Below are 24,765 nucleotides of genomic sequence, written 5' to 3' on the forward strand. Positions count from 1 at the left end.
GAGCTTTGTCAAACCTTTTTTTCGGTGACTCCCGAGCCGCGGCGCCGCTGCGCTGACAACAGAAAATATATTATCAAGTTTTCTCCGCTTGTGCAAGTACTTTTTTACAATTTGGGCAAATTCCTTTCACACTCAGCTCGATTTTATGAATTTTAAAGCCTGTTTCCTGGATTAAATAGTCATATAAATCCTGATAATGCGCATAATCCACATCATATACTCGCTGGCAATTCTCACAGACAGCGTGGAAATGATTATTATGAAAATAATCAAAATGAACCGACTTATCATCATAATTCAATTCGCGAATAGGAGTCACTCGTGATAAAAACTTAAGATTATTATAAACTGTCGCAATACTGATATTTTCGGTGGAAGATTGTAAATCATTAAACACATCTTCGGCCGTGGGATGATCATCGTGCGTCAACATATACTTCAAAATAGCTACCCGCTGATCAGTAATTCGGATCTTTTGTTCCCGCAATTGAGTGATGACGTTTTCTAATTCTTTATCAGACACAATAACACCTCCTAGTTGTCTAATTCTGGAGCATCTGTATGATACAAGTTCATTAATGACTTATTGCCATTTTTTGACATTAAGCTATTCTTTTTCTGTTTATTAGTTGCTTTTAACTGTTTAAGAGCTTTGGTTTTAGTATAATTATAATTCTTTTTATTGACTTTTTGGAAATTTTTTAATTTATAAAAGCGCAAGAGATCGCCGGTAATTATTTTGTCAGATAAGGACAGTTCTGTATCTACTTGATTAGATTTTTGTGCTAATTGCTGCTTTTGTTCCGGAGTTAGATTTTTCACAACTTCTCCAGTCTTAGTTTGATAATAAGTGCCATTAACTTTTGTGAAATCTGGCGACACAAAATCACCATTACGAAAAGCAACTAATTGGTTTCGCTTGGGTGCTAATAAATCCGAACCAAATTGAATAGTATTTTGATTAGAAATGCCCAGTAGATTCAAAATCGTCGGTAAAACATCTATTTCACCACCATAAGTATGATTAATACCACCCTGCAATCCAGGCATTTGAATCATAAACGGTACTCTTTGAAATTGTGCATTATCAAAATCGTCAAATTTTTTTAAATTTAATAACTTAGCTACGGCCTTTTTATGGTTCGCAGAGATGCCATAGTGATCGCCATAAAATACAACCATGCTTTTTTTATCTAAACCTGTAGCCTTCAGCCAAGCCATAAATTCGCCGATTGATTCATCTAGATATTTAGCTGTTTGAACGTAGCCATCAACCGTACTATCACCCGTATTGGTTTTTGAAATTGTTTGATTCTTTTTATCCAAAATGTACGGATAATGATTGGTTACTGTAATTAACTTGGCATAAAATGGCTGCGGCAATTGTTGAATATAGTTGGCAGCATCTCTTAAAAAGATCTTATCTTTCATCCCATAGCCAATATTGTAATCTTTTTTCTCTTTAAAATACTTGGAACTAAAGAAATAATCATAGCCCCAAGATTTATAAGTGTTATCCCGATTCCAAAAACTAGGAACATCTCCATGAAACGAAGCCGTAGTATAACCCTTTTGTCCCAAAATTGCGGGAGCAGCCTGAAAGGTATTAGAGGTTCCATCAGTTACCATAGCCGCACCTTCGGGTAAGCCAAATAAAGAATTTTCCAGCATTAACTCCGCATCGGCAGTTTTGCCTTGGCCTACTTGATTAAAAAAGTTATCAAAACTTAAGGTATTATTTGCATGATAAATCTTGTTAATGTTCGGAGTAACCTCTTGATTATCCCATTTGAAATCAATTAAAAATTGTTGGAAGCTTTCCAAATGAATAATAAAAACATTTTTCCCCTTGGCTACACCTGTATATTGAATATTAGGTTCCGTATGATTGGTATTAATATAATTGCGGACTGATTTCAAATCAGAACTATCTGCATTGGCCTTTACTGCGCTGGTTCGGGCAGCTTTGACAGCATCATAGACCGAAAAGGCATTTAAACCTAAATATTTGACAATATAATTATTATCAAAAGTGCGCGTTAATAATCCTGAACGATCTTGTTGGGCCATGGTTAAATTAATTCCGAATAACACTACAGCAATGGCGGAAATAGTCGTTGGAATTTTAAAATTTAATTTTCGAATGTCAATTTTTACTATTTTAAAAACTAGTAAAAGCACCAAAAAAAGCACATCGGCAAACGCAAAAAAATCAGTTGGCTTAATAATTCCCAGGATACTTTTTCCTAAGTTGTTAGAAGCCGAACCAGCTCCTTTAATCAGTGTCGTGGTTAAAAAATCGGAAAATTCGCGATAATATAAAATATTAGCAAAAAGCCAAGTCGAGGTCAGAAGATCAATAATTAAAAGATATACATATGATTTGCGGCCCTTCATGTAAATTGCAATGCTAAATAACAAAATTGTCGTCGCCAAAGGGCTTAAAAACAATAAAAAGCCTTGTAAGCTTCCCTTAACGCCCAAATTAAATTTAGTTAAATACATCAAATAGGTCTTAATCCAAGCTAAAACAATCGTCAAGGTAAAAAAGCCTAATTTGGTATTGCAAAAACTACTTACTTTGTTCCAATGATTCTTCATTTAAAGGTTTTCCTCCACGCACTGGTTTGTGCTGTTGTTCATTAATCGGTTTAAAAGCAACGGCAATAATGCCCAAGAACATGCCTAAATAATAAGTAATAAAGCGCCATAAAAACATTGCTAGTACTAATTTACTAGGGGTACTTACATAATTAGCAAACAAGGTTTTAAAACTATATTCTGCGCCTACAGTTCCTCCTGGAATCGGAAAAATCGAGGTGATCATTACAATCATAATTTGCATAATTAAAACATCCAAAATATTCATTTGACTCACATGCAAAGCTCGTAAAGTAAAATAAACAACCAGATAGTAAAACAAGAGTTGAAGAAATGTCAATCCAGTAGCCACTAACACTTTTTGCTTTTCTCGTTTTAAAACCAAACTTTCCTCATGGAAAGTATCAATTTTAGCAATTAGTTTTTCTGTCCGTCCTTGAACTTTATCCGGATTCATAAAAAAAGCCAATACTTTCATGATACTTAAAACCATGCGCCGCGTAAATTGATAATAAAACATCACCATGAGTAAAAAACCAATTGTCACAATATGGATCACAAATCCACCGACAATTAAAGTTGCTAAACCGGCAAAATGACTAGCGATATTCTCAAACTTAAACGCCATAGCGATAATAAAATTAAGTAAAACTATACTCTGAAAAATAATAAATTTCATTAATAAAACAGAAGTACTGCGTCCCACTTCTACTCCGGATTGTACCAATGCCACTAATTGTGCCGGTTGCCCGCCCGACGAAAAAGGAGTAATGGCATTAAATAACGCTTGAATCCAGGGAATGCGCAATAAATTCCACCAATTATGCAATTCATCGGTCCGATTTTTCAATAATACTTTTAAAACTAAGGCTTCAAAAAAGTACGACAAAAGCATCGAAGCAAAAGCCACAAAAAGCCAGAAAAAATCGAGTGTTTGCACTTGATGCCATAAAGCAGCTAAATTAGTAGTCCGCATTTCAAAAGCAATAACTCCAAAGCCTATTATTAACATTAGAAGTGCTGATAACTGATTCTTCCGACTCATGCTAACCCTCTTAACTTACCAATTTCTGATAATAATTTCGCCAAATTTGGCTTAAATGTTCCTCAGAATAATACTGAGCTCCTGCTTGTGCCTTTTCAGTTAAGTCCTGTAACACTGCGGGATCTTGCGCTAATTTTTTAAGGCAAGTATCCATCGCCTGAAAATCTGCTGCCGGTTGATAATAGCCAGTAATAATTGCTTGATATAAAGTTAAATCACGTAAAACAACCGGTGTATGCGTATTAAATGCTTCTAAGACAGACATTGGAAATAACTCATCATAAGATGGTAATAAAAAAACATCCGCAGCATTTAAATAATCATTTAATTGTGAGCGGGGAATAATATCCGTAAAACGCAAATTAGCCGGAGGTTGAGCAATCATTTTTTGATATCGTTCATATCCATCAGTCATTCTACCAAAAGAAAAACCACCCGCCCAAACAAATTGCAGCTGTGGATTGGCCACGGCTAATTTATAAAAATCATCAATCCCCTTGCGTTTTTGTACTTGTCCGTCACCAAAAACGATAAAATCTTGTGTCTGAAAACCTAATTGCGTACGAATTTTTTGACGCTCACTTGCCGTTACAGGATAAAATTCTGTTTTAGAAACAAAATTGGGAATATAAGTAATTCGGTTTTTCGGTATGCCATAAGCTGTGAGTTTTGGAATAAAGCTTGGATTAACTACAATGATTTGATCCATTCGTTTATAAAAAGCAATCACATATTTATAAACCAGCTGACGAAACAACTTGGGAATTTGTAAACTACCTTCTAAAGTTTCCGGCAAAAAATGAACATAACCTACTTTGCAACCTCTATTTGGTAAAAATGTAGACAAATAAAATTGAGGATCAATAGTATGATAATGACTAATATCACTGGCGCTATAATGGTTGACTTGCACCTCAAAATCATTTTTTAAATAAGTGCGCAATAATCGCATTAATTCAGCATATGCGCTCCCTACGCCTTGCCCTGCTACTTTTTGAGCCGAGGAAAACATCGTAATCTTAATCATTATAATATTGCCCGTCTTTCAATGGCTTATTAGCTAATTTTTTCTTCAAAAAATATTTATAAGAATCGCGATAAAATTCTAAAATGTGATCTCCAAAAGCATCAGAAGAAATGGTATATAGTTTTTTTTGCCGCGGTTGTACAGCATCGAATAAATGCGGATGATCCAGGTACTGAATAATAGCATTGACATACTGTGCAGGCTGATCATAAGTAACGCCTAAAGAGGGATCATCAAATAAATCATTGGTATAAGCATTAGAACGTACGACGCATTTGAGATCGGCCGCCATAGCTTCGATAAAAGTTAGCCCTTGAGATTCAGTATCACTGGCAGATACAAATAATTCCGCCATATGATAATAAGGTGAAACTTGATCATGTGGCACTTCGCCCACAAACAAAACATGTTGTTCAATTTGCAGTTTTTGAACCAATTTGTCTAAATCATCCCGATCGGGTCCATCACCCACAATTACTAACATGATTTCTGGGTATTTTTCAATTAAAGGCGGCATACTTTGTAATAATAACTCAATCTTTTTTTCATTAGCAATGCGACTTAAAGTTAATAGAATTCGCTGTTGTGGTTGTAATCCTAAATCTTGCCGTAATTTAACCGTATCTACCGGCTGCGTAAATGCCGATAAATCAACACCAGTCGGAATAATTTCCATGGGCGTAGTAATACCATAGCCCCGCAAGGTGTTGTAAACACGTTGACTAGGAGCGACCACCCCTGCTAAACCGGAGACAAAGAGCTTGGAAACTTGTTTAACATGATACGGTTTTAAAAGATGGCCATTCAATACATAATGCAGATAATCTTCATACATTGTGTGGTAAGTATGAACACAAGGGATCTTTAAACTGTGTGCTACAAATTTCCCAATTAACCCCAGTGAAAATTCAGTTTGTGTATGCACAATATCTAAATCTAATTCTTTTGCTAATTTTAAGGCATGAAACATTCCACGATAAGCAATACGTCGATCAGTAAATGAAATAAACGGAATACTACTGAGCCGAAAAATATTAGGTTCTAAGGTATTTTTGGAAACATTCGGATCGGTTGTTGTAAAAATATAAACCGTGTTTCCCTTACGTTCTAGATCATTTCTTAAAGTCTGAATTGATGTGGCTACCCCACTAACTTGTGGAAAATAAGTATCTGTAAATATACCAATATTCATTAACTAAGCTCCTCAAATCAGAATAATATATCTTGATTATAGCAAAAGACTAGTTTAAAACCCATGTTCCAATTTAAAAAGCAGTTGCTTGTTAAATTTAACCCTTCATAGATTGAACGATCAATCGCTAATCATTGATTAAATTGTAACCGCCAACTGCTTTTAAAGTTCGTCAGACACTGCCTGAAATATAAATATAACTAATACTTAATTCAATTGTGCTCACCATTAATTATCCAAAGTTTTACGTTCCTGTAATTTTTTATCAATTATTCGTAATACTGCTTGTCGATCCGCTAAATTATCCACAAAATCATATTTATCACAATCAATTTGCATTTTGGGGCCATAATGATAATCTTGATACCACTGCTGATAGCGATCTAGCAAATTATGATAATAATCCACCAAAGAAGCATCATTTTGCGGTTGTTCATACGGCCGACCACGTTTTTGAATATGTGCCAACATTTTATCATAGGAAATCACTAAATGAATTAATAAATCCGGAGCCTTTTTATGAGCGGCATATGGTAATTCTTCCATCATATTATCCAATAACTCATCATAGACTTGTACTTCCTGTTCGGTAGCCCGACCCATCTCTGCATTCATGTGGAAAAAAAGTGCATCTTCATAAATAGACCGATCTAAAACATTATTATCATCAGCTAAAGCCCGTTTGATCGAAGCAAAACGTTTATTCAAAAAATAAATCTGTAACAAAAATGCATATTTTTTCGGATTTGCATAAAACAAAGGCAAAACTGGATTATCATCTACTTGTTCGTAAAAAGCTTGGGTTCCTAGGTGTTCTGCTAGAATATTTGTCAAACTGCTTTTACCGGCGCCAATCATGCCGCTTAACACAATCATCATTTTTTCCTCCCCTAATATACGACTTTTCAATGATAGCATAATGCTTCTAGATATGGTATCCGCAAATTGGAAAAAACTAAATCTTGTATCTGCATCCTACACCAGTTGCTCATTTATCTTTTAGTATCTAATTTAATATTTAAAAAAATTATTATTTCCCAGGAAATAATAATTAATCTGCTGATTACAATAGTTAATTTAGAACATATTTTAAATATTGCCCTGTGTATGATTGCGGAGTAGCGGCGATTTGTTCCGGGGTCCCTACAGCTACTACCTGGCCTCCTAAATCACCGCCTTCGGGACCTAAATCAATTACCCAATCAGCTGATTTAATAATATCCAAATTATGTTCAATCACTACTACCGTATTACCCTGATCAACCAATCGTTGTAAAACCGTTAAAAGTCGTCGGATATCGTCCATATGCAGACCCGTAGTTGGCTCATCCAAGATATAAAAATTGGCACCTTCTGATTGCTTATATAATTCGGAAGCTAATTTCATTCGCTGAGCTTCACCACCAGATAAGGTAGTGGCAGATTGCCCCAATTGGACATAACCTAAGCCCACATCCACAATAGTTTGCAATTTCCGCTTAATTTTGGGTAAATTCCCAAAAAAGGTCAATGCTTCAGCAACTGTCATATTCAAAATATCGGCAATATTTTTATCTTTATAAGTAACTTCCAATGTTTCGGAATTGTAACGCGTCCCATGACAGACTTCACACGGAACATAGACATCAGGTAAGAAATTCATGGCAATTTTTATAATGCCATCGCCTTTACAAGCTTCACAGCGTCCTCCCTTGATGTTAAAGGAAAATCGTCCTTTAGAATACCCGCGCAGCTTGGCTTCGTTGGTTTGAGCAAATAAATCTCGGATATCATCAAAAACGCCAGTATAAGTCGCCGGATTGCTTCGAGGTGTCCGTCCAATTGGGCTTTGATCGATGCTCACTAAGGAACTTAAATGTTCATAACCGGTCAATTTTGTATATTGCCCCGCATGTTGCGAACTATGGTTTAATTTTTGTGCTAAAGCCTTTTGTAAAATCAAATTTACCAGCGAAGATTTGCCAGAACCCGAAACACCCGTCACGGTGATGAATTTACCTAACGGAAAAGCCACGTCAATTTGTTTTAAATTATTTTCTGCAGCGCCAAACACTTTGACAAAATGTCCATTACCTGCACGACGCTGCTCAGGTACCCGAATCTTTTTTTTGCCCGAAAGATATTGACCAGTTAGTGAATGCGGATTAGCTGCAACATCTGCCGGAGTGCCGGACGCCACAATGTGTCCACCAGCAGCGCCGGCACCGGGACCAACATCGATCAAATAGTCCGCTTGGCGCATAGTATCTTCATCATGTTCTACTACAATCAGCGTATTACCTAGATCCCGCATTTTTTTCAAAGACCGGATCAAGCGATCATTATCCCGCTGATGTAACCCAATCGAGGGTTCATCTAAAATATATAAGACACCTGATAAATTAGACCCAATTTGCGTGGCTAACCGAATCCTTTGAGCTTCACCGCCGGACAAAGTACCTGCTGACCGTGACAAAGTTAAGTAATCCAGACCAACATTTTGCAAAAAAGTCAACCGATCAATTACCTCTTTTAAAATTGGTTGTGCAATGACAGTTTTTTGCGGAGATAACTTAATGGATTTAAAAAATGGTAATGCTTTTTTGATGGCCAAATCCGATATTTGCGCAATATTTTGACCGTTAACTTGAACACTCAGTGCCCGCTCATTTAACCGTTGTCCATGACAGGTTTGACACACAGATTCAGTCATATATTTGCGCATGATATCACGCATAAAGGCACTGGAGGGCTTCCGATACCGATGATCAATATTCGGAACTACTCCTTCAAAAGTAGTTTCGACGTCGCGAACTTTGCCAAAATCTTTGGCAAAATGAAATTTAAATTGTTGTTGGGAATCACCATACAGCAAAAAATGCTGCTGTGCTTTTGTTAATTTATTAAAAGGAGTATCTAAATCAATCCCCTTTTGCTGGGCTACTTGGCGTAACAATTCCGGGTAATACTGGGAATGTTCCTCATTCCAAGGAACCAGTGCCCCCTGATTCAAACTAAGATTTCGATCGGGAATGACCAGGTCTAAATCAACTTCTAGTTTACTGCCCAGACCATCACAATCCGGACAAGCCCCAAAAGGAGCATTAAACGAAAATAATCTCGGTTCTAATTCACCAACGGTAAAACCGCACAAGGGACACGCGTAGTGTTCAGAAAAAATGATAGGTTCTCCGTCTATTACATCAGCTGTTAAATAGCCCCCCGACAATCTTAAAGCCGCTTCCACAGAGTCAAATAAACGGGAACGAATTCCATCTTTAATAACAATTCGATCAACTACGACTTCAATCGTATGTTTTTGATTTTTGGGGAGTGTAATTTCTTCTGCGATATCATGACGCTCACCGTCAATAATTACGCGCACATAACCTTGTTGAGCAATCTTTTGTAGAATCTTTTTTTGTTGCCCGCGTTTTCCCCGGACAACGGGTGATAACAATTGAATTCTGGTTTTGGGAGGTAATTGTAATAAGCGATCCACCATTTGTTCAACTGATTGACTGCTAATGATGGTCCCATCGTTGGGACAAACCGGTGTTCCCACGCGGGCCCAGAGCAATCGCAAATAGTCATTAATTTCTGTAACTGTGCCCACGGTAGAACGTGGATTTTTAGAAGTCGTTTTTTGATCAATCGAAATTGCGGGGCTTAAGCCGTCAATGGAATCTACATCGGGTTTATCCATCTGTCCTAAAAATTGGCGTGCGTAAGAGGATAAACTTTGTACATATCGCCGTTGTCCTTCGGCGTACAGTGTATCAAAAGCTAACGAGCTTTTACCCGAGCCAGATAAACCAGTAATGACTACTAATTTATTGCGCGGAATTGCTACGTCAATATTTTTCAAATTGTGTGACCGAGCACCATGAATTACGATTTTATCATTATCCATTAACTAATCTCCGCTTTTAATTCTAAAATTGTATCTCTCAAGGTAGCTGCTTGTTCAAAATCTAATTTTTTAGCTGCTTGTTCCATTTGAGTTGTTAATTGTTCTAATAACGCCTGCTGATCTTTCACTGTCATATCGGCAAAATCTAAATCATCGCTAGCTATTTGTTCAGTTTCATCTGCCGAATCGACCGCTTGAACTGCACTAATAGCTGCACGAATAGGTTTTTGAATCGTTTTGGGAGTAATATGATGCTTTTCATTAAATTGCATTTGTAATTGGCGCCGACGTTTAGTTTCGGCAATCGCTACCTGCATCGACTCCGTCAAACCATCCGCATACATGATCACATGTCCATGTTTATTTCTGGCTGCTCGCCCAATCGTTTGAATAAGTGGCCGTTCACTACGCAAAAAACCTTCTTTGTCCGCATCTAAAATGGCAACCAATGAAACTTCCGGCACATCAATACCTTCCCGCAAAAGATTAATCCCAATTAATACATCATATTTTCCTAAACGTAAATCACGAATTATTTCGGTACGTTCTAAAGTTTTGACATCACTGTGCAGATAGGCGACTTTCATTCCCAGATCTTTTAAATAATCCGTTAAATCCTCAGCCATTTTTTTAGTTAAGGTGGTGATCAAAGTCCGTTCATGCTGTTCAATTCGCGCATTTATTTCTCCCACCAAATCGTCAATTTGTCCCATAATCGGACGGACCTCGACATCAGGATCCAATAAACCTGTCGGTCGAATGATTTGCTCCACAACTTCGGAGGTTTGCTGCATTTCATAAGGCCCCGGAGTGGCCGAAACATATAAAATTTGATGCACATGCTTTTCAAATTCTTGTAGAGTTAAGGGACGATTATCTAAAGCACTAGGAAGACGGAAACCATAGTCAATTAACATTTGTTTACGGGCCCGATCACCGTTGTACATACCGCGGATTTGAGGCATCGTGACGTGTGATTCGTCAATCATAATATTAAAATCATCGGGAAAGAAGTCGAGTAACGTATAAGGTGGTTCACCTTGGGCACGGCCTTCCATATGCCGCGAATAATTTTCAATTCCCGAGGTATAACCCATTTCGCGCATCATTTCGATGTCATAATTTGTCCGCTGCTCTAATCGTTGCGCTTCCAAAAGTTTTCCCTGATTTTGCAACTCAGCGACACGCATTTTCAATTCTTGAGTAATTCGCTTTAAGGCTGCGGTCATTTGTTCTTCATTAGTCATGAAATGAGTAGCCGGAAAAATCGATACTTGTTCCCGTTCACCAATAATTTCTCCGGTTAAAGGATCCATTTCCAAAATACGATCAATTTCATCGCCAAAAAATTCGACCCGCAAAGAATTATCATCACGCGAAGCTGGGAAAATATCCACGACATCACCGCGTACCCGAAATCTTCCCCGTTGAAAGTCGATATCATTGCGTTCGAACTGATTGTTAACTAAATCTCGTAATAGTTGGTCGCGATTTACTTCTTGTCCTGTTCTCAAGGAAATCACATTGGCTTGATATTCCCGTGGATCCCCCAAACCAAAAATACAAGAAACGGACGCCACGACAATAACATCGTTACGCTCCAATAAAGCTGAGGTGGCAGAATGACGTAATTTATCAATTTCATCATTAATACTGGAATCTTTTTCAATATAGGTATCACTCGAAGGCACATAAGCTTCCGGTTGATAGTAATCGTAATAACTTACAAAATATTCAACGGCATTATGCGGAAAAAATTCTTTGAACTCGCCATACAATTGCCCTGCCAAAGTTTTATTATGCGAGATTACTAAAGTAGGTTTATTTAAATTTTGAATAATATTAGCCATGGTAAACGTTTTGCCTGTGCCCGTAGCACCCTTTAAAATTTGGGCTCGATTGCCATGTTGAAAATCAGCGGTTAATTGATCGATCGCTTGTTGCTGATCACCGGCTGGTTGATAAGGTGCCTGCAGGTCAAAATGATTATTTGTTATGCGTTTAAACACTATTATTCCCCCGTTAGGATCATCAAATAAAAAAGCTGGAACTCCTTCCAACTTTTACGACGTTAACATTTTAGCATAGCGAACATACTTTCGCGAGGATTTTAATATAGTTTTTCTAAAAATTTATTTTAAGTAATTATTTTTAAATAACAACAGGAAGACTAATACCAGCTTTCTACAGCTTCACTATACGCCGCCAGTTTTTCTGTGGCTCCATTTTGGGTCGGATCACTGACTCCCACATAATTTTTAATTTTCGGTTCAGTCCCGGAAGGGCGCACTGCAATCCAAGTATCATCTGCTAACCAAAACTTCAACACATTAGAAGTCGGTAAATTGAGCTTTTGCTTTGAACCATCTGCATTGAGCTGCTGCCCCAGTTGAAAATCTTGCACACTCACAACCTTGGTGCCATTAATTTCATGGGGATTATTAGTCCGAAACTCGGTCATTAATTGCCGCATATGCTTTGGACCATCCACTCCTGTAAAACTTTTCGAAAAGGTTTTTTCTTGGAAATAACCATACTTTTGATACAAAGCCTGTAATCCATCATATAAAGTTTGATTTTGACTTTTATAATAAGCAGCTACTTCCGCTAAAAGCAGACTGGCCTGGATGGCATCTTTATCGCGAACAAATGGTTTAATCAAATAACCATAACTCTCTTCAAAACCAAATAAAAATTCGTGCGCTTGGGTAGCCTCAAATTGTTCAATTTGTTCAGCAATAAACTTAAATCCAGTCAAAACATTTATCATTTGCACCTGATAATTTTGAGCAATTTTCGTGGCCATTTCTGTAGAGACAATCGATTTAACTACTACTCCGTTAGCCGGTAGTGTATGCAAACGTTGTTTGGCACTCAAAATGTATTCTAATAGTACACAGGCAATTTGATTTCCGGTCATTAATTGATATTCGCCATCAGGTTGTCGCACCGCTGCTCCTAAGCGATCTGCATCCGGATCTGTCGCAATTAAAACTGGTGCAGCTACCTGCTTGCCATCACGGATAGATAAATCAAAAGTTTCCGGGAATTCGGGATTAGGGAATTTAACAGTGGCGAATTCCGGATCCAAAATGGCTTGTTCTTTTACTAACTGCATATTAGTTAAACCTGCTTGTCGAAAAACCCGCTCCGCCAACATTTTACCGGTTCCATGCAATGGCGTATACACAAAACGCATTTGGGCATGTGTCTGCAGTAAATTGGTATCAATAGATACAGATTTAATTTCATGAAGATAGGCTTGATCCACATCTTCACCAATCATCGTCAATAAATTTTGTTGGCGCATTTCATGTAAATCACTGACAGAAATTGCAAATACGTTATCAGCAGCCCGAACATACTGCGTAATCAAATCTGATTCTTTTGGGGGCATTTGACCACCATCAGGTCCATAAATTTTAAATCCATTATATTGAGCTGGATTGTGACTGGCTGTAATCATAATTCCCGCATAAGATTGTAAATATCGTACGGCAAATGATAATTCCGGGGTCGGCCTTAAACTATCAAATAAATAAACTGGAATTTGGTGCTGCCCGAGAACCCGTGCTGCTTCTTCTGCAAACAGGGTAGAATTATACCGTGAATCAAAACTAATCGCTACTCCGCGCTGTTTATCACTAGTTGTCAAAGTATCCATAAAACGAGCCAAACCTTCTGTGGCTTGCCGGACAGTATAAATATTCATACAGTGGATTCCCGGAGCAATAACGCCCCGCATGCCCGCTGTCCCAAATTCCATGGGAGCATAAAAATATTCTTCTAATTGTGCCGGATTATCCTGCAGAGCTTGTAATTGTTGTTTCAAAGTTGGATCTAAATGCGGATAATCGATCCAATGTTGATAATTTGCCTTCCAACTCATGCTTCAATAAACCTCCATCGTTGTTCAATTCACTCCAATTATACCGTTTGCACAAAAAAAGACCAATAGCGCTCGGTCTTAATCAGTCAAGGTTTGTAAATAATTAAAAACTTCCTGTCCTGCTATACCACCATCACCAACAGCAGTCGTGATTTGTCGTAAATCTTTTTTACGAACATCACCCACCGCAAAAATACCGGGAACCGTGGTTTCCATATGATCATTAGTAGTGATCCAGCCAGCAGCATCAGTGATATTTAAATTAGATAATTCTTGCGTATTGGGTTGAATACCTACATAAATGAAAACGCCACTACCACTCGCAACTTTAATTTCGTTGCTGACTTTATCACGGTATTGGACGCCCGTTACGCCCTGTTCATTACCAATAATTTTTTGAACATCGGCATTCCAAATAAAATTCACTTTTTCATTAGCAAAAGCCCGTTTTTGTAAAATCTGTTGGGCCCGTAATTGATCCCGGCGGTGAATAATGGTGACAGACTTCGCTAATTGTGTTAGATAAACTCCTTCTTCCACAGCAGAATCTCCGCCACCAATAACTAAGACATCTTCATTTTTAAAAAAGGCCCCATCACACACTGCACAATAAGAAACTCCTCGACCAGAGTATTCTTGTTCACCTGGTATACCCAGTTTTTTATATTCAGAACCTGTAGCAATTATCACCGATTTGGCCGTGAAGGTGTCATCACTAGTTTGAATTTCCTTGACCAGACCCTGATCGACAATTTGTTTTACAGTGCCATATTGATATTCCACACCAAATTGGGTCGCGGAATGATACATCTTCTCACCTAATTCCGGACCTAAAATTGAATCAAATCCCGGATAATTCTCAACCGCTGCTGTATTATTTAGCTGGCCGCCATAAATACCGCGATCTAATAATAAAACTTTTAAATTAGCGCGTGAAGCATATAACGCTGCTGTTAAACCACCTGGACCAGCACCAATGATTGCTACATCGTATGTGGACATAACTTAATTGCCTCTTTTCTTCAAAATAATTTAATTATAAATACTAGGACTTATTTACTTAGGATTGATTAGATACATAATCCGACAATGCTTGCTGACGTCGTCGATAAATAATCATTAAAATTGCAGCTACAAATAAAATTCCCGATAAAATTTGCGAAACTCTTAAACCAGCGGCTAAATACAAACTATCAGTACGCATACCTTCAATGAAAAAGCGACCAAAAGCATACCAAATTACATAAGTTAAAAATACTTCCCCCTGTTTGAAAAGATGCGGTCGATGTCGCAAACTTAATAAAATGATTAAACCTAACAAATTCCATAGAGATTCATACAAAAAAGTGGGTTGGCGATAATGACCATTTATTAGCATTTGTTGAATAATCCAATTAGGTAAATGCAAATTTTCTAAAAAAGCCCGCGAAGTAATAGCGCCAAAAGCTTCTTGATTCATAAAATTACCCCAGCGGCCCACAATTTGTCCAATCAATACACTAGGAGATGCAATATCTAAGATCAACCAAACAGGTAAGTGGCGATGATGAGTAAATATAATAGTCACAAGCAAGGCAGCTATTAAGCCCCCATAAATTGCCAGTCCGCCATGCCAAATCTTCCAAATCTCACTGGGATGTTGCGCATAAAACGGCCACTGAAATAACACATAGTAACTCCGAGCTCCAATTAGCGCAAAGGGCACACCCCATAAAACTAAATCGACAATTTGATCAGGATCTACTTGACGTAAACGGGCTTCATGCAGGGCCAAACTAATCCCCAATAATGCTCCCACAGTAATCAAAAAACCATACCAGCGAATAGTAAAGGGGCCCCAGGTTAAGAAAATAGGATTGAACGCAGTGGAACTCATTGCTTTTTACCACTCTTGGAATTAGCTTTAATTAAAGCGGTCAAATCATGTTCGAAGCGGTCAGCTGCATTGTAACCTAATTTTTTACACCGATAGTCCATGGCCGCAACTTCAATAATATTGGAAATGTTCCGCCCAACTTTGACTGGAATTTCCAAAGAAGGAACCGCAACATTTAAAATAGTTTCAGTTTGATTCTTTAAGCCGATGCGTTCGTAATTAGTGTTTTCTGACCAGGTACTCAGATTAATAATTAAAGCTATTTCCATAGAAGAACGCACCGCTCGCGCTCCGAACAAGGTCATGATATCAATAATTCCAATCCCGCGAACTTCCATGAGATTTTTTAAAATGGCGGGGGCTTCACCTACTAAAGTATGTTCATTTTGCTGATAAATATCTACCCGATCATCAGCAACTAAGCGGTGCCCATTTTTGATCAATTCCAGGGCGGTTTCACTTTTACCAATGCCCGAATCACCTTTAATCAAGACCCCGATCCCATAGACATCTACTAAAACCCCATGGATACTTTGTCGAGGTGATAAAACCTTTTCCAAATACTGCGTAATTATGTTAGATACTCGCGTTGTGGTTAACGGAGAGCCCAAAATCGGAATTTGTGCTTCATTAGCCGCACGACACATCTCTTTGGAAGGTTGAATGCCGCGAGAAAACACAAAGGCAGGCGTTTTGGGGGTACACATTTGCTGTAAGACATGATATCGGTTATCTGACGTCATCATCCGGGCATACGAAGTTTCTGTTTGTCCAAACAATTGAACCCGTTCGGCCGGATAAAAATCAAAATAGCCGGTTAACTCCAAGCCAGGACGTGAAATTTCAATTTCAGAAACTGATCGCTGCGCCATATATTGGCTGCCCGTATAATTCACAACACTGGTATGATCAACAATATCTTGCACTGTAGCAGCTGTTTTATTCATTGCTTACTTCCTTTTCTAATAACGATTCTGAAATGCGCGATAACCTACGAACCAATTAGCCACCGACATAATTACTGACACAATCACCGCTGCACCAAAGCTGCGAAAACCAAATCCGGGAATCAGCAACGTAATAATTTCTAAAGTGAACGCATTGACAACTACCGAAAACAATCCGAAAGTCAACAAAGTGATGGGAAATGAAATAATGTGCAGTAACGGCTTAATCGTCATATTTAAAAGTACTAAAACGAATCCCGCCACAATCGCGGTAGTAAAATTATTAAGAAAAAACATTGTTGGCAAAACTTGCGCGAGAGCCATGAAAAGCAAAGTATTAATTATTGTCTGATAGATGACTTTCATGCATTAACCACTCCAAAAATAATAGTTGAAACCTGTTATACATTCGGTTTAGTTTTTTTTACATTTAACTCCGCCAATTTGCCGCGCTTTAAATAAACGACCCATTCGCACAAATTAATGACGTAATCACCCATTCGTTCCAAATAGTTGGCCACCGAAACGTAAATGGTGCCCACTTCGACCATCTTGGAATCTGTTTTCATTTTTTCAACACATAGGCGTTCAATTTGTTTAATCAACTGATCAATTTCTAAATCGCGTTGTGCAATCTTGGTGGCAGCCTTAGCATCTTCTTGCAGGTAGGCGTTAATTGCTTGCCCGAACATGGCTTCCACTTTTTCATAAACTTGTTGGATTAATTTTTCCACAGCCTCAATGGTAGGTTTTCCCTGAAGCTGTAAAACAGAATGAGCAATGCTGACAGCATGATCCCCCATTCGCTCTAAATCAGAACTGGCTTTTAAAACCGTCACAATCATTCGTAAATCACTAGAAACAGGTTGTTGCAGCGCGATCATTTCAAAGGATTTTTTTTCTAAATCCATTTCACGATTATTAATTCGTTGATCATTGTGAATTACTTGCTGGGCCAATTCCGGATCATGATTAATTAAAGCCATCACAGCTTTTTTAATAGCTTCATTCACCATCATTCCCATTTCGGAAAAACGTACATGTAAATTTTGGAGCTCTGTTTCAAATTCACTGCGCATAATTATCTCCTATCCAAATCGACCACTGATATAATCCTCCGTTTTCTGATCAGCAGGATTCATAAACATTTTTTTTGTATTATCCATCTCAATTAGTTCTCCTTGATAAAAAAAAGCTGTTTGATCGGAAATTCGTGATGCTTGATGCATACTGTGCGTAACAATCACAATGGTATATTGTTCCCGTAATTCTAATAAAGTATTTTCCACTTTAGTCGCAGAAATCGGATCTAAAGCGGAGGTGGGTTCATCTAATAAAATGACTTCCGGATGGACCGCAATAACTCGTGCAATACAAACACGCTGCTGCTGCCCGCCAGAAAGGGCCAGTGCACTTTGATCCAGTTTATCTTTGACATCGTCCCAAACTGCCGCCGCCCGTAAACTAGTTTCGACAGCTTCATCAAGTTTTAGTCGGTCATGAATCCCCGCAATTCTGAGACCATAAACAACATTATCATAAATGGAAAAAGGAAATGGATTGGGTTGTTGAAAGACCATCCCTACTTTTTTGCGTAATTGTACAGTATCCATACTGGGAGCATAAATATTTTGTCCTTCTAAGGACACATTACCGGTAATCGTTACCTCCGGAATGAGGTCATTCATGCGATTTAAAGTGCGCAAAAATGTTGATTTGCCACAACCCGAAGGCCCAATCATCGCAGTAATTTGATGCCAATTAATTGCCATGGTGATTCCCTTGAGGGCTTCTTTTTTACCATAAAATAGATGCACATCTTGGGCCGTCATTACGGGTTTTGTCATTATGATCCACTCCTATCCAAAATGTCCTGAAATATAATCTTCAGTTAATTGAATTTTAGGTCGAGTAAAAATTTTTCTGGTTTCATCATATTCAATCATTTGTCCCAAATGAAAGAAGGCTGTATAGTCACTCACCCGTCCGGCTTGTTGCATGCTATGTGTAACTATAATAATTGTATAGTGTTTTTTTAATTCTTGCATCGTATTTTCAATGTTCGCAGTGGAAATGGGATCCAAAGCACTCGCTGGTTCATCCATTAATAAAATATCCGGCTGCATCGCAATCGCTCGTGCAATACATAAGCGCTGCTGTTGCCCGCCTGACAAAGCCAAAGCACTTTTATTCAGATCATCTTTGACTTGATCCCACAAAGAAGCTTGCTTTAAAGTAGTCTCTACAATTTCCGCTAATTTTTGGCGATCATGTAATCCACGCCGTTCTAAAGCAAACGTAATATTTTCGCGAATGGATTTTGCGAATGGGTTGGGTCGTTGAAAGACCATGCCAATGTGTTTGCGCACTTCATAGACATCTACCGCCGGTGAATTAATATCAACATTGCGATACTTAATCTGACCTGTGACGCGGGCATCAGCGATAGTGTCATTCATACGATTTAAAGATCGCAAATAAGTTGATTTCCCCGAACCGGAAGCGCCAATTAACGCGGTAATTTTGTAACGTTCAAATTGTAAACTAACACCATGCAGAGCTTCTTTAGTGCCATAACGTACTCGTAAATCATTAGTAAATAGAGCAATTTCATGTTCTTGTTCGTCTAAATGTCGTGTAAATGTTGAAAATTTTTCTGTCAATTTATTCACCCGTCATATGTTTATACAATTTATTGCCTAAATAACGTGCCAATACGTTAAACACTAGCACCACCACCACTAAAACTAAAGAGGCTCCAGAAGATACTGCACTAGCATCCGGAATTAAACCCTCAGAATTAACTTTCCAAATGTGCACTGCCAAAGTTTCAGCCGGACGAAGAGGATTTAAGGGGGAGGTCAAACTCAAAACGTTCCAGTTAGTAAAATCCAAAGGTGGTGCACTCTGACCTGCAGTATAAATTAGGGCAGCGGCTTCCCCAAAAACACGCCCAGCAGATAAAATAATCCCGGTAATAATTGCAGGCAGACATTCAGGAATGATTACATGCACTACTGTCTCCCAACGCGATAGACCTAAGGCCAAACCAGCTTCTCGTTGACTCAAAGATACTGTTTGTAAGGCATCTTCCATGCTGCGCACTAATAACGGTAAATTAAAAATCGTTAAAGTTAAAGCTCCAGATAAGATCGAAAAACTTAACTTAAACTGGACTACAAACACTAAGAAGCCAAACAGTCCCACTACAATAGATGGCAAGGAACTAAGCACCTCAATGGCGGAACTAATCCAAGTAGTAACTCGAATATTTTGAGAATATTCAGATAAGTAAATAGCAATCCCCAAAGACAAAGGAATAGACACCAGCATTGAAAGTACTAATAAATATAATGAATTGAATAACTGAGCTCCAATGCCTCCTCCACTTTGAAAGCTTTTGGCAGCACTAGTTAAGAAATGCCAATTTACATAGGGCAATCCCGCCACTAAAATGTAGATTAAGAGGGCCATTAAAATCACAATGATTACACTGGACATTAAATAAATCACAAAAGTCATTAATTTATCAGCCTGTTTTGGATTCATGATAAAGCACCTCGTTTAGCCAAATATTTAATGACAATATTAAATACTAAGGACATTAACAATAATAATAAAGCCAACGTCCACAATGCATCATTTGAAGTGGTTCCCATGACTGTATTGCCCATATTCATGGTCAATACACTAGTTAATGTCGTGGAAGGGGAGGTTAAACTGCTAGGCATCAAAATAGCATTACCAATGACCATTTGTACGGCTAAAGCTTCACCAAAGGCCCGTGACATGCCAAAAATTACCGCGGTCATAATTCCTGGAGCTCCGGCCCGTAAAGTGACTTTATAAATTGTTTGCCACCGCGTAGCCCCTAATGCCAGCGAAGCCTCACGATAGTAACGCGGTACAGCTTTGAGGGCATCTACAGTCATGGAAGTGATTGTCGGTAAAATCATCACAAATAATACTAAGGCTCCTGCCAAGATACCAAAACCACTGCCGCCGGCAATTTTTTGTACAAACGGCACAATCACGGCCAAACCGATAAAACCATAAACCACGGAGGGAATACCCACTAATAATTCAATTACTGGCTGCAAAATTTTATTACCTTTTTGTGGCGAAATTTCCGTCATAAAAATAGCCGCTGCAATCGCGAAGGGTGTCGCCACTAAAACTGCTAATAAAGTAACAGTAAACGAACCTACAATCATCGGTAAAGCACCGATCACAGGTTGTCGGTGACTGTCGACTTTATCTGGAGACCAAGTGGTGCCACTAAAAAAACTCCACAAACTACCATGATCGTGAAAAAATAAAGTGAGTCCCTTCGTGGCAATAAACCCAAAAATAGCTAAAACTAAAAGAACAATCAATACCGTGCACAATTGCGTGATAAGTCTGCCTTTAGTTTCAATTTTAGCTGATAGTGAACGTTGTTTTAAATTTTTGGCAATCGGATCCATAACTACTCCTTACTGCTAACACGTCCGTGAGCATCTTGTTGATAACGCATTTGCTTCATGGGAATATAATGCATTTGACGTACTTCTTGTTCTTGAAATTGTTCGCTTAAAATAAATTTAATAAATTGTCGCGTTAATTTATTGGGATTTTTCGTAGTATATAGATGTTCATAAGCCCAGATTTTCCAACGATTTTGGGCTACATTAGCGGTCGTCAATTTGATTTGATCAATGGCTAATGGCTTCAAATCCTGAGTTAAATAGGGCCAAGCAACATAACTAATCGCCCCGGGGGTATTTTTGACAATTTGACGTACCATACCACTTGAATCTTGTTCTGGCGCTTTTTTAAAAGGTTGTCCTTGCATAACCTGTTGTTCAAAAATCATTCGAGTCCCGCTACCTTGAGCACGATTAATGATTGTAATCGGCAATCGCGGCCCTCCAACTTGTTGCCAGTTGGTTATTTTCCCCATAAAAATGGCCTGCAATTGAGTAGTGGACAAATTATTAAGAGGTACCTGCCGATTAACCACCGGCACTACCGCCACAACACATACTTTATGATCAATTAAATTTTGCGCCTGAATGCCCTTTTTTTGTTCAGCAAAGACATCAGAGTTCCCAATGGCCACAGCTCCCTGTTGAATTTGAGCTAATCCGGTTCCACTACCACCACCTTGGACATTGATATAGGCCTGAGGATTTTTTTGACTATATTTTTCACCACCAGCTTCAATTAAGGGCTGCAAAGCCGAGGAGCCCACCGCAGTAATGGTTTCTTGGCGATTATTAGCGTGGCTACATCCTGATAAACTGCTAATAACTCCCAGCAGCAATAATAGTTTCCCAAAGGTACGCAATAGTTTTAGCCTCCATCTACCCAGCTGAATAAAGCTGTAATACTAGTAGTAGTTTTCCTAACAAAATAACCTGCCTGAGAATGCCTAACAAGTTGCGTAATCTTATTTATAAAGGCAAATGAACTTGCACTGTTGTGCCCTGATTTAATTGACTAGTCAGGTTAATTGTCCCATTCAAAGCGGTCACTGCCTCGTGCACAATGGCAAGACCTAAACCAGAACCAGTGGACTGTTTGTTAGCCCGATAAAAACGTTCAAAAACATGTTTTTGATCCGCAGGTGCAATGCCACATCCTGTATCTTGGATCTTAATTTCTAAATAGTTTTCCACTTCGTTATGATTAAGCTGGATTTGTAATTGCCCGTGGGCGCGATTGTACTTTACACCATTACTAATTAAATTATGAAAAATTTGCGTCAACGCACTTGTATAAGAGCTAACCCAAACATTGCCTTGATAATCAGTTGTCACTTGCAAGTCTAATGCTGCTATTTTCGCTTGATAATGTTTTAATTCTTGGTCGATTAATGCTTGAGTATTAATGCGATCCGGTAACGCATTGTTTTGTCGATCTAAAGTGGTTAATGTTTGTGAATCGGCTATTAACTCATTTAAATTGTCTGCCGCACTTTTAATTTCTTGAACCTGCGACTCGCTGGCGGCAATGGTTTTCTCTGGTTGTTTTAATAATGTCGTACTCAAATTGATAATCTGCGTTACAGAGGGCTGTAACTCTTGACTAACATTGTCTACAAAATCAAGTTGCTGTTGTTCAATTTGACGACTAGGAGTTAAATCATACAGGATAACAATCACTTGACGTTTTAAATCTTCATCGGAATGAGTTAACCGAATGACATTGGCATCAACATAGTGCTCTGAATCACCGTATAACTGAATTTGGCGATGATGATTGCGATTCTTGCGTAACGTATGTTCAATCATGCGACTTAAGGCGTAAGTTTGAATATCTTCAACAAAAGGATGTGGTTCATTAGAAATATTCACTCCTAAAATCAAAGCCATGGCTTGATTATGCAAAATGACATTGCCATCAGCATCCAACAACATAACTCCCACGGGTAAGTGGGCCATAAGTCCCTGAAAACGCCGTTTTAACAGCGCATTGTTTTCTACTAGACTGGCATTATGATGATCCAGTGCATTAACAGCATGAATTAATTCTGCGTAAGGAGTGTTGTCTTGAGTGACTAAAGAATCAGTTTGTTCATTTGCCTCAATGTTTTTCAGTTTACGAATAATGAGCTTCATATAACGCTCTCGCCGATACATTAAGCGACCCTGAACAATTAACAAGATACCAGATAACACCCAATAAATTAAAGTAAAAATGACTACTAGATTCAGATTTTGACCGAGAGATTGGTATTTTTTGACTATAATTTTTTGATGATTGGTCTGCAAATTGTCAAGTAAATAAAAAATATATTTACTTCCCTTAAAAGACTTAATTTGATAGGGATTGTTATTGGATACTTGTTCTTGTAACACTAAATCATGCACCTGATGTTGTAAAGCACCTTGAGGATGACGGGAATCTACCACAATTTGCAATTGATGATTTTGTGCCCAGGCATGCAAATAACGCTGATTATTTTCTTGATGTAAGTCTTGATAATCCTCCTTTAAAGTTTGTAAATGATGAATTTGAACTTGGGTCATAAAACGACTCAAAATAAACATCGATAATAAATACAAAATTAATTGAATAGTTGCGGTTAAAACGACGATTCGATGCCGATATTTCATAATTCTCACTTCCTTAATTGGGATGAGTCCATCGTTTATCCAGCCGCCAACTCATTGAGAATGACTTTGCTGTAACTGCCATTGCAAATAGGCATAAATAAAAGGATCCAACGCGCCATCCATCACTGCTTGACCATTACCAGTTTCGTAATTCGTCCGATGATCTTTGACCATAGTATATGGGTGAAAAACATAAGACCGGATTTGTGAGCCCCAGCCGATGTCTAATTGCTCGCCCTTCAGTTCTGCCTTATGCTGTTCTTGGGCGACTAATTGGCGCTGATATAATTTCGAACGTAACATTGACAAAGCTGTTTCACGATTTTGCAATTGTGAACGCTGCGCCTGTGAACTGACTACAATGCCTGTCGGTAAATGCGTAATCCGCACTGCTGAGGAGGTTTTATTTATATGCTGTCCTCCCGCACCGCTCGCTCGAAAAACATCAATCCGTAAATCTTCAGGATGAATTTCGACTTCAATATTATCATCTAATTCAGGCATTACTTCAACAGAAGCAAAAGAAGTATGGCGTCGGCCGGCCGCATCAAAGGGTGAAATCCGCACTAATCGATGCACACCATGTTCTGAACGTAATAAACCATACGCATTGTGTCCTTTAATCAGCAGTGTAACACTTTTGAGACCAGCTTCTTCACCAGGCTGGTAATCTTCAACTTCGATTTGAAATTGATGATGTTCCGCCCATCTTTCATACATTCTTAACAACATTGCCCCCCAATCTTGGGACTCGGTGCCCCCAGCTCCGGGATGAATTTCCAATAGCGCATTATTTTGATCATAAGGACGATTTAACAACATCGAAATTTCATAAGCTTGCAAATCTGAATTTAACTTAGTTAAATTATGGGTTAAATCTTGTAGTAAATCTTGGTCCTGCGGATCACTTTCTAATAAATCACAGGCTACCTGAGCATCTGCCACTTGCTGGCGCAAATCTTGAAAATCATCATATTGTGATTTTAAAAGATTAGTCGTTTGAATCACCTGTTGTGCTTGCGTAGGATTAGACCAAAAATCAGGCTGCATCATTAAATGTTCATTATTGGCAATTTTTTCTTGTAGGCTATCGAGGTCAAAGAGACCTCCCAAATTGTTGAATTTTGGCCGCTGCCTGAGTTACTTGATGTTTCATTTCTGATAGTTCCATAATAACTGTACCCCTTTTTATGAAA

Annotated in this window: 21 protein-coding genes; all 21 read right to left on the reverse strand. The window is 38.4% G+C overall.

The genetic code is table 11. From position 1 onward, the window contains the following. Positions 1-73: 73 nt before the first annotated feature. The 21 genes from JG30_RS05560 to prfB all read right to left on the reverse strand — a co-directional run bounded on the left by JG30_RS05560 (position 74) and on the right by prfB (position 24,740). A complete protein-coding gene (locus tag JG30_RS05560; protein ID WP_046316866.1) occupies positions 74-523 on the reverse strand; it encodes a Fur family transcriptional regulator in 450 nt (149 codons plus the stop codon). 11 nt (positions 524-534) lie between these two features. Continuing rightward, a complete protein-coding gene (locus JG30_RS05565; RefSeq protein ID WP_046316868.1) occupies positions 535-2,601 on the reverse strand; it encodes an LTA synthase family protein in 2,067 nt (688 codons plus the stop codon). Continuing rightward, positions 2,573-3,646, reverse strand: coding sequence for a lysylphosphatidylglycerol synthase transmembrane domain-containing protein (locus JG30_RS05570; protein ID WP_046316870.1), 1,074 nt, complete (start codon positions 3,644-3,646; stop codon positions 2,573-2,575). Before JG30_RS05570 ends, JG30_RS05565 begins: the two co-directional genes overlap by 29 nt. A 10-nt stretch (positions 3,647-3,656) precedes the next feature. Then, positions 3,657-4,673 carry a glycosyltransferase family 4 protein gene (locus tag JG30_RS05575; RefSeq protein ID WP_046316872.1) on the reverse strand — a complete coding sequence of 339 codons (1,017 nt, stop codon included), beginning with the start codon at positions 4,671-4,673 and terminating at the stop codon, positions 3,657-3,659. Beyond that, positions 4,666-5,865: a glycosyltransferase family 4 protein gene (locus tag JG30_RS05580; protein WP_046316874.1), complete on the reverse strand. Its 1,200-nt coding sequence runs from the start codon at positions 5,863-5,865 to the stop codon at positions 4,666-4,668. Before JG30_RS05580 ends, JG30_RS05575 begins: the two co-directional genes overlap by 8 nt. A 228-nt stretch (positions 5,866-6,093) precedes the next feature. Next, positions 6,094-6,741: a deoxynucleoside kinase gene (locus JG30_RS05585; protein WP_046316875.1), complete on the reverse strand. Its 648-nt coding sequence runs from the start codon at positions 6,739-6,741 to the stop codon at positions 6,094-6,096. Between the two features lie 196 nt (positions 6,742-6,937). Beyond that, positions 6,938-9,757 (reverse strand): excinuclease ABC subunit UvrA, encoded by a 2,820-nt coding sequence (gene uvrA, locus JG30_RS05590; protein ID WP_046316877.1) that lies wholly within the window; start codon positions 9,755-9,757, stop codon positions 6,938-6,940. Next, entirely contained in the window at positions 9,757-11,766 is a 2,010-nt protein-coding gene (uvrB, locus tag JG30_RS05595; RefSeq protein WP_046316879.1) for an excinuclease ABC subunit UvrB, read from the reverse strand. Before uvrB ends, uvrA begins: the two co-directional genes overlap by 1 nt. Positions 11,767-11,927: 161 nt before the next feature. Continuing rightward, positions 11,928-13,646 carry a phospho-sugar mutase gene (locus JG30_RS05600; RefSeq protein ID WP_046316881.1) on the reverse strand — a complete coding sequence of 573 codons (1,719 nt, stop codon included), beginning with the start codon at positions 13,644-13,646 and terminating at the stop codon, positions 11,928-11,930. Positions 13,647-13,724: 78 nt separating this feature from the next. Next, complete coding sequence (trxB, locus tag JG30_RS05605) at positions 13,725-14,648, reverse strand: thioredoxin-disulfide reductase (protein ID WP_046316883.1); 924 nt, start codon at positions 14,646-14,648, stop codon at positions 13,725-13,727. Between the two features lie 58 nt (positions 14,649-14,706). After that, on the reverse strand, positions 14,707-15,522 hold the full coding sequence (gene lgt, locus JG30_RS05610) for a prolipoprotein diacylglyceryl transferase (protein ID WP_046316885.1): 816 nt from the start codon (positions 15,520-15,522) through the stop codon (positions 14,707-14,709). After that, positions 15,519-16,469 carry an HPr(Ser) kinase/phosphatase gene (gene hprK / locus JG30_RS05615; RefSeq protein WP_046316887.1) on the reverse strand — a complete coding sequence of 317 codons (951 nt, stop codon included), beginning with the start codon at positions 16,467-16,469 and terminating at the stop codon, positions 15,519-15,521. The genes lgt and hprK overlap by 4 nt, the downstream gene beginning before the upstream one ends. 15 nt (positions 16,470-16,484) lie before the next feature. Next, on the reverse strand, positions 16,485-16,835 hold the full coding sequence (locus JG30_RS05620) for a phage holin family protein (protein WP_046316888.1): 351 nt from the start codon (positions 16,833-16,835) through the stop codon (positions 16,485-16,487). Between the two features lie 35 nt (positions 16,836-16,870). Then, a complete protein-coding gene (phoU, locus tag JG30_RS05625) occupies positions 16,871-17,548 on the reverse strand; it encodes a phosphate signaling complex protein PhoU (protein WP_046316891.1) in 678 nt (225 codons plus the stop codon). A gap of 9 nt (positions 17,549-17,557) precedes the next feature. Further along, positions 17,558-18,316 (reverse strand): phosphate ABC transporter ATP-binding protein PstB, encoded by a 759-nt coding sequence (pstB, locus tag JG30_RS05630; protein WP_046316893.1) that lies wholly within the window; start codon positions 18,314-18,316, stop codon positions 17,558-17,560. Between the two features lie 12 nt (positions 18,317-18,328). Next, positions 18,329-19,132 carry a phosphate ABC transporter ATP-binding protein PstB gene (gene pstB / locus JG30_RS05635; RefSeq protein ID WP_046316895.1) on the reverse strand — a complete coding sequence of 268 codons (804 nt, stop codon included), beginning with the start codon at positions 19,130-19,132 and terminating at the stop codon, positions 18,329-18,331. A gap of 1 nt (position 19,133) precedes the next feature. Beyond that, positions 19,134-20,018 carry a phosphate ABC transporter permease PstA gene (gene pstA, locus JG30_RS05640; protein WP_046316897.1) on the reverse strand — a complete coding sequence of 295 codons (885 nt, stop codon included), beginning with the start codon at positions 20,016-20,018 and terminating at the stop codon, positions 19,134-19,136. Further along, a complete protein-coding gene (gene pstC / locus JG30_RS05645) occupies positions 20,015-20,935 on the reverse strand; it encodes a phosphate ABC transporter permease subunit PstC (RefSeq protein ID WP_046316899.1) in 921 nt (306 codons plus the stop codon). Before pstC ends, pstA begins: the two co-directional genes overlap by 4 nt. Before the next feature lie 2 nt (positions 20,936-20,937). Next, on the reverse strand, positions 20,938-21,798 hold the full coding sequence (locus JG30_RS05650) for a phosphate ABC transporter substrate-binding protein PstS family protein (protein ID WP_046316901.1): 861 nt from the start codon (positions 21,796-21,798) through the stop codon (positions 20,938-20,940). Positions 21,799-21,904: 106 nt separating this feature from the next. Then, the gene (locus JG30_RS05655; protein WP_046316903.1) at positions 21,905-23,569 is read right to left on the reverse strand and encodes a sensor histidine kinase; all 1,665 of its coding nucleotides are present in this window, start codon (positions 23,567-23,569) and stop codon (positions 21,905-21,907) included. A gap of 51 nt (positions 23,570-23,620) precedes the next feature. Further along, a protein-coding gene (gene prfB / locus JG30_RS05660) for a peptide chain release factor 2 (RefSeq protein ID WP_143443896.1) occupies positions 23,621-24,740 on the reverse strand; the annotation gives its coding sequence in 2 pieces (ribosomal slippage) (positions 23,621-24,667 and positions 24,669-24,740; 1,119 coding nt in all). Positions 24,741-24,765: the final 25 nt, after the last annotated feature.

The organism is Bombilactobacillus mellifer (genome assembly GCF_000970795.1).
GTDB lineage: Bacteria > Bacillota > Bacilli > Lactobacillales > Lactobacillaceae > Bombilactobacillus > Bombilactobacillus mellifer.

Bases quoted from the DNA above. Each gene is read 5' to 3' on its own strand.
- JG30_RS05580 (WP_046316874.1), bottom strand. From the start codon at position 5,865: ATGAATATTGGTATATTTACAGATACTTATTTTCCACAAGTTAGTGGG.
- JG30_RS05600 (WP_046316881.1), bottom strand. From the start codon at position 13,646: ATGAGTTGGAAGGCAAATTATCAACATTGGATCGATTATCCGCATTTA.
- JG30_RS05575 (WP_046316872.1), bottom strand. From the start codon at position 4,673: ATGATTAAGATTACGATGTTTTCCTCGGCTCAAAAAGTAGCAGGGCAA.
- hprK (WP_046316887.1), bottom strand. From the start codon at position 16,469: ATGAATAAAACAGCTGCTACAGTGCAAGATATTGTTGATCATACCAGT.
- JG30_RS05565 (WP_046316868.1), bottom strand. From the start codon at position 2,601: ATGAAGAATCATTGGAACAAAGTAAGTAGTTTTTGCAATACCAAATTA.
- JG30_RS05620 (WP_046316888.1), bottom strand. From the start codon at position 16,835: ATGAAAGTCATCTATCAGACAATAATTAATACTTTGCTTTTCATGGCT.
- phoU (WP_046316891.1), bottom strand. From the start codon at position 17,548: ATGCGCAGTGAATTTGAAACAGAGCTCCAAAATTTACATGTACGTTTT.
- JG30_RS05570 (WP_046316870.1), bottom strand. From the start codon at position 3,646: ATGAGTCGGAAGAATCAGTTATCAGCACTTCTAATGTTAATAATAGGC.
- uvrA (WP_046316877.1), bottom strand. From the start codon at position 9,757: ATGGATAATGATAAAATCGTAATTCATGGTGCTCGGTCACACAATTTG.
- trxB (WP_046316883.1), bottom strand. From the start codon at position 14,648: ATGTCCACATACGATGTAGCAATCATTGGTGCTGGTCCAGGTGGTTTA.
- pstB (WP_046316893.1), bottom strand. From the start codon at position 18,316: ATGACAAAACCCGTAATGACGGCCCAAGATGTGCATCTATTTTATGGT.
- pstC (WP_046316899.1), bottom strand. From the start codon at position 20,935: ATGGATCCGATTGCCAAAAATTTAAAACAACGTTCACTATCAGCTAAA.
- lgt (WP_046316885.1), bottom strand. From the start codon at position 15,522: ATGAGTTCCACTGCGTTCAATCCTATTTTCTTAACCTGGGGCCCCTTT.
- pstA (WP_046316897.1), bottom strand. From the start codon at position 20,018: ATGAATCCAAAACAGGCTGATAAATTAATGACTTTTGTGATTTATTTA.
- JG30_RS05655 (WP_046316903.1), bottom strand. From the start codon at position 23,569: ATGAAATATCGGCATCGAATCGTCGTTTTAACCGCAACTATTCAATTA.
- JG30_RS05585 (WP_046316875.1), bottom strand. From the start codon at position 6,741: ATGATTGTGTTAAGCGGCATGATTGGCGCCGGTAAAAGCAGTTTGACA.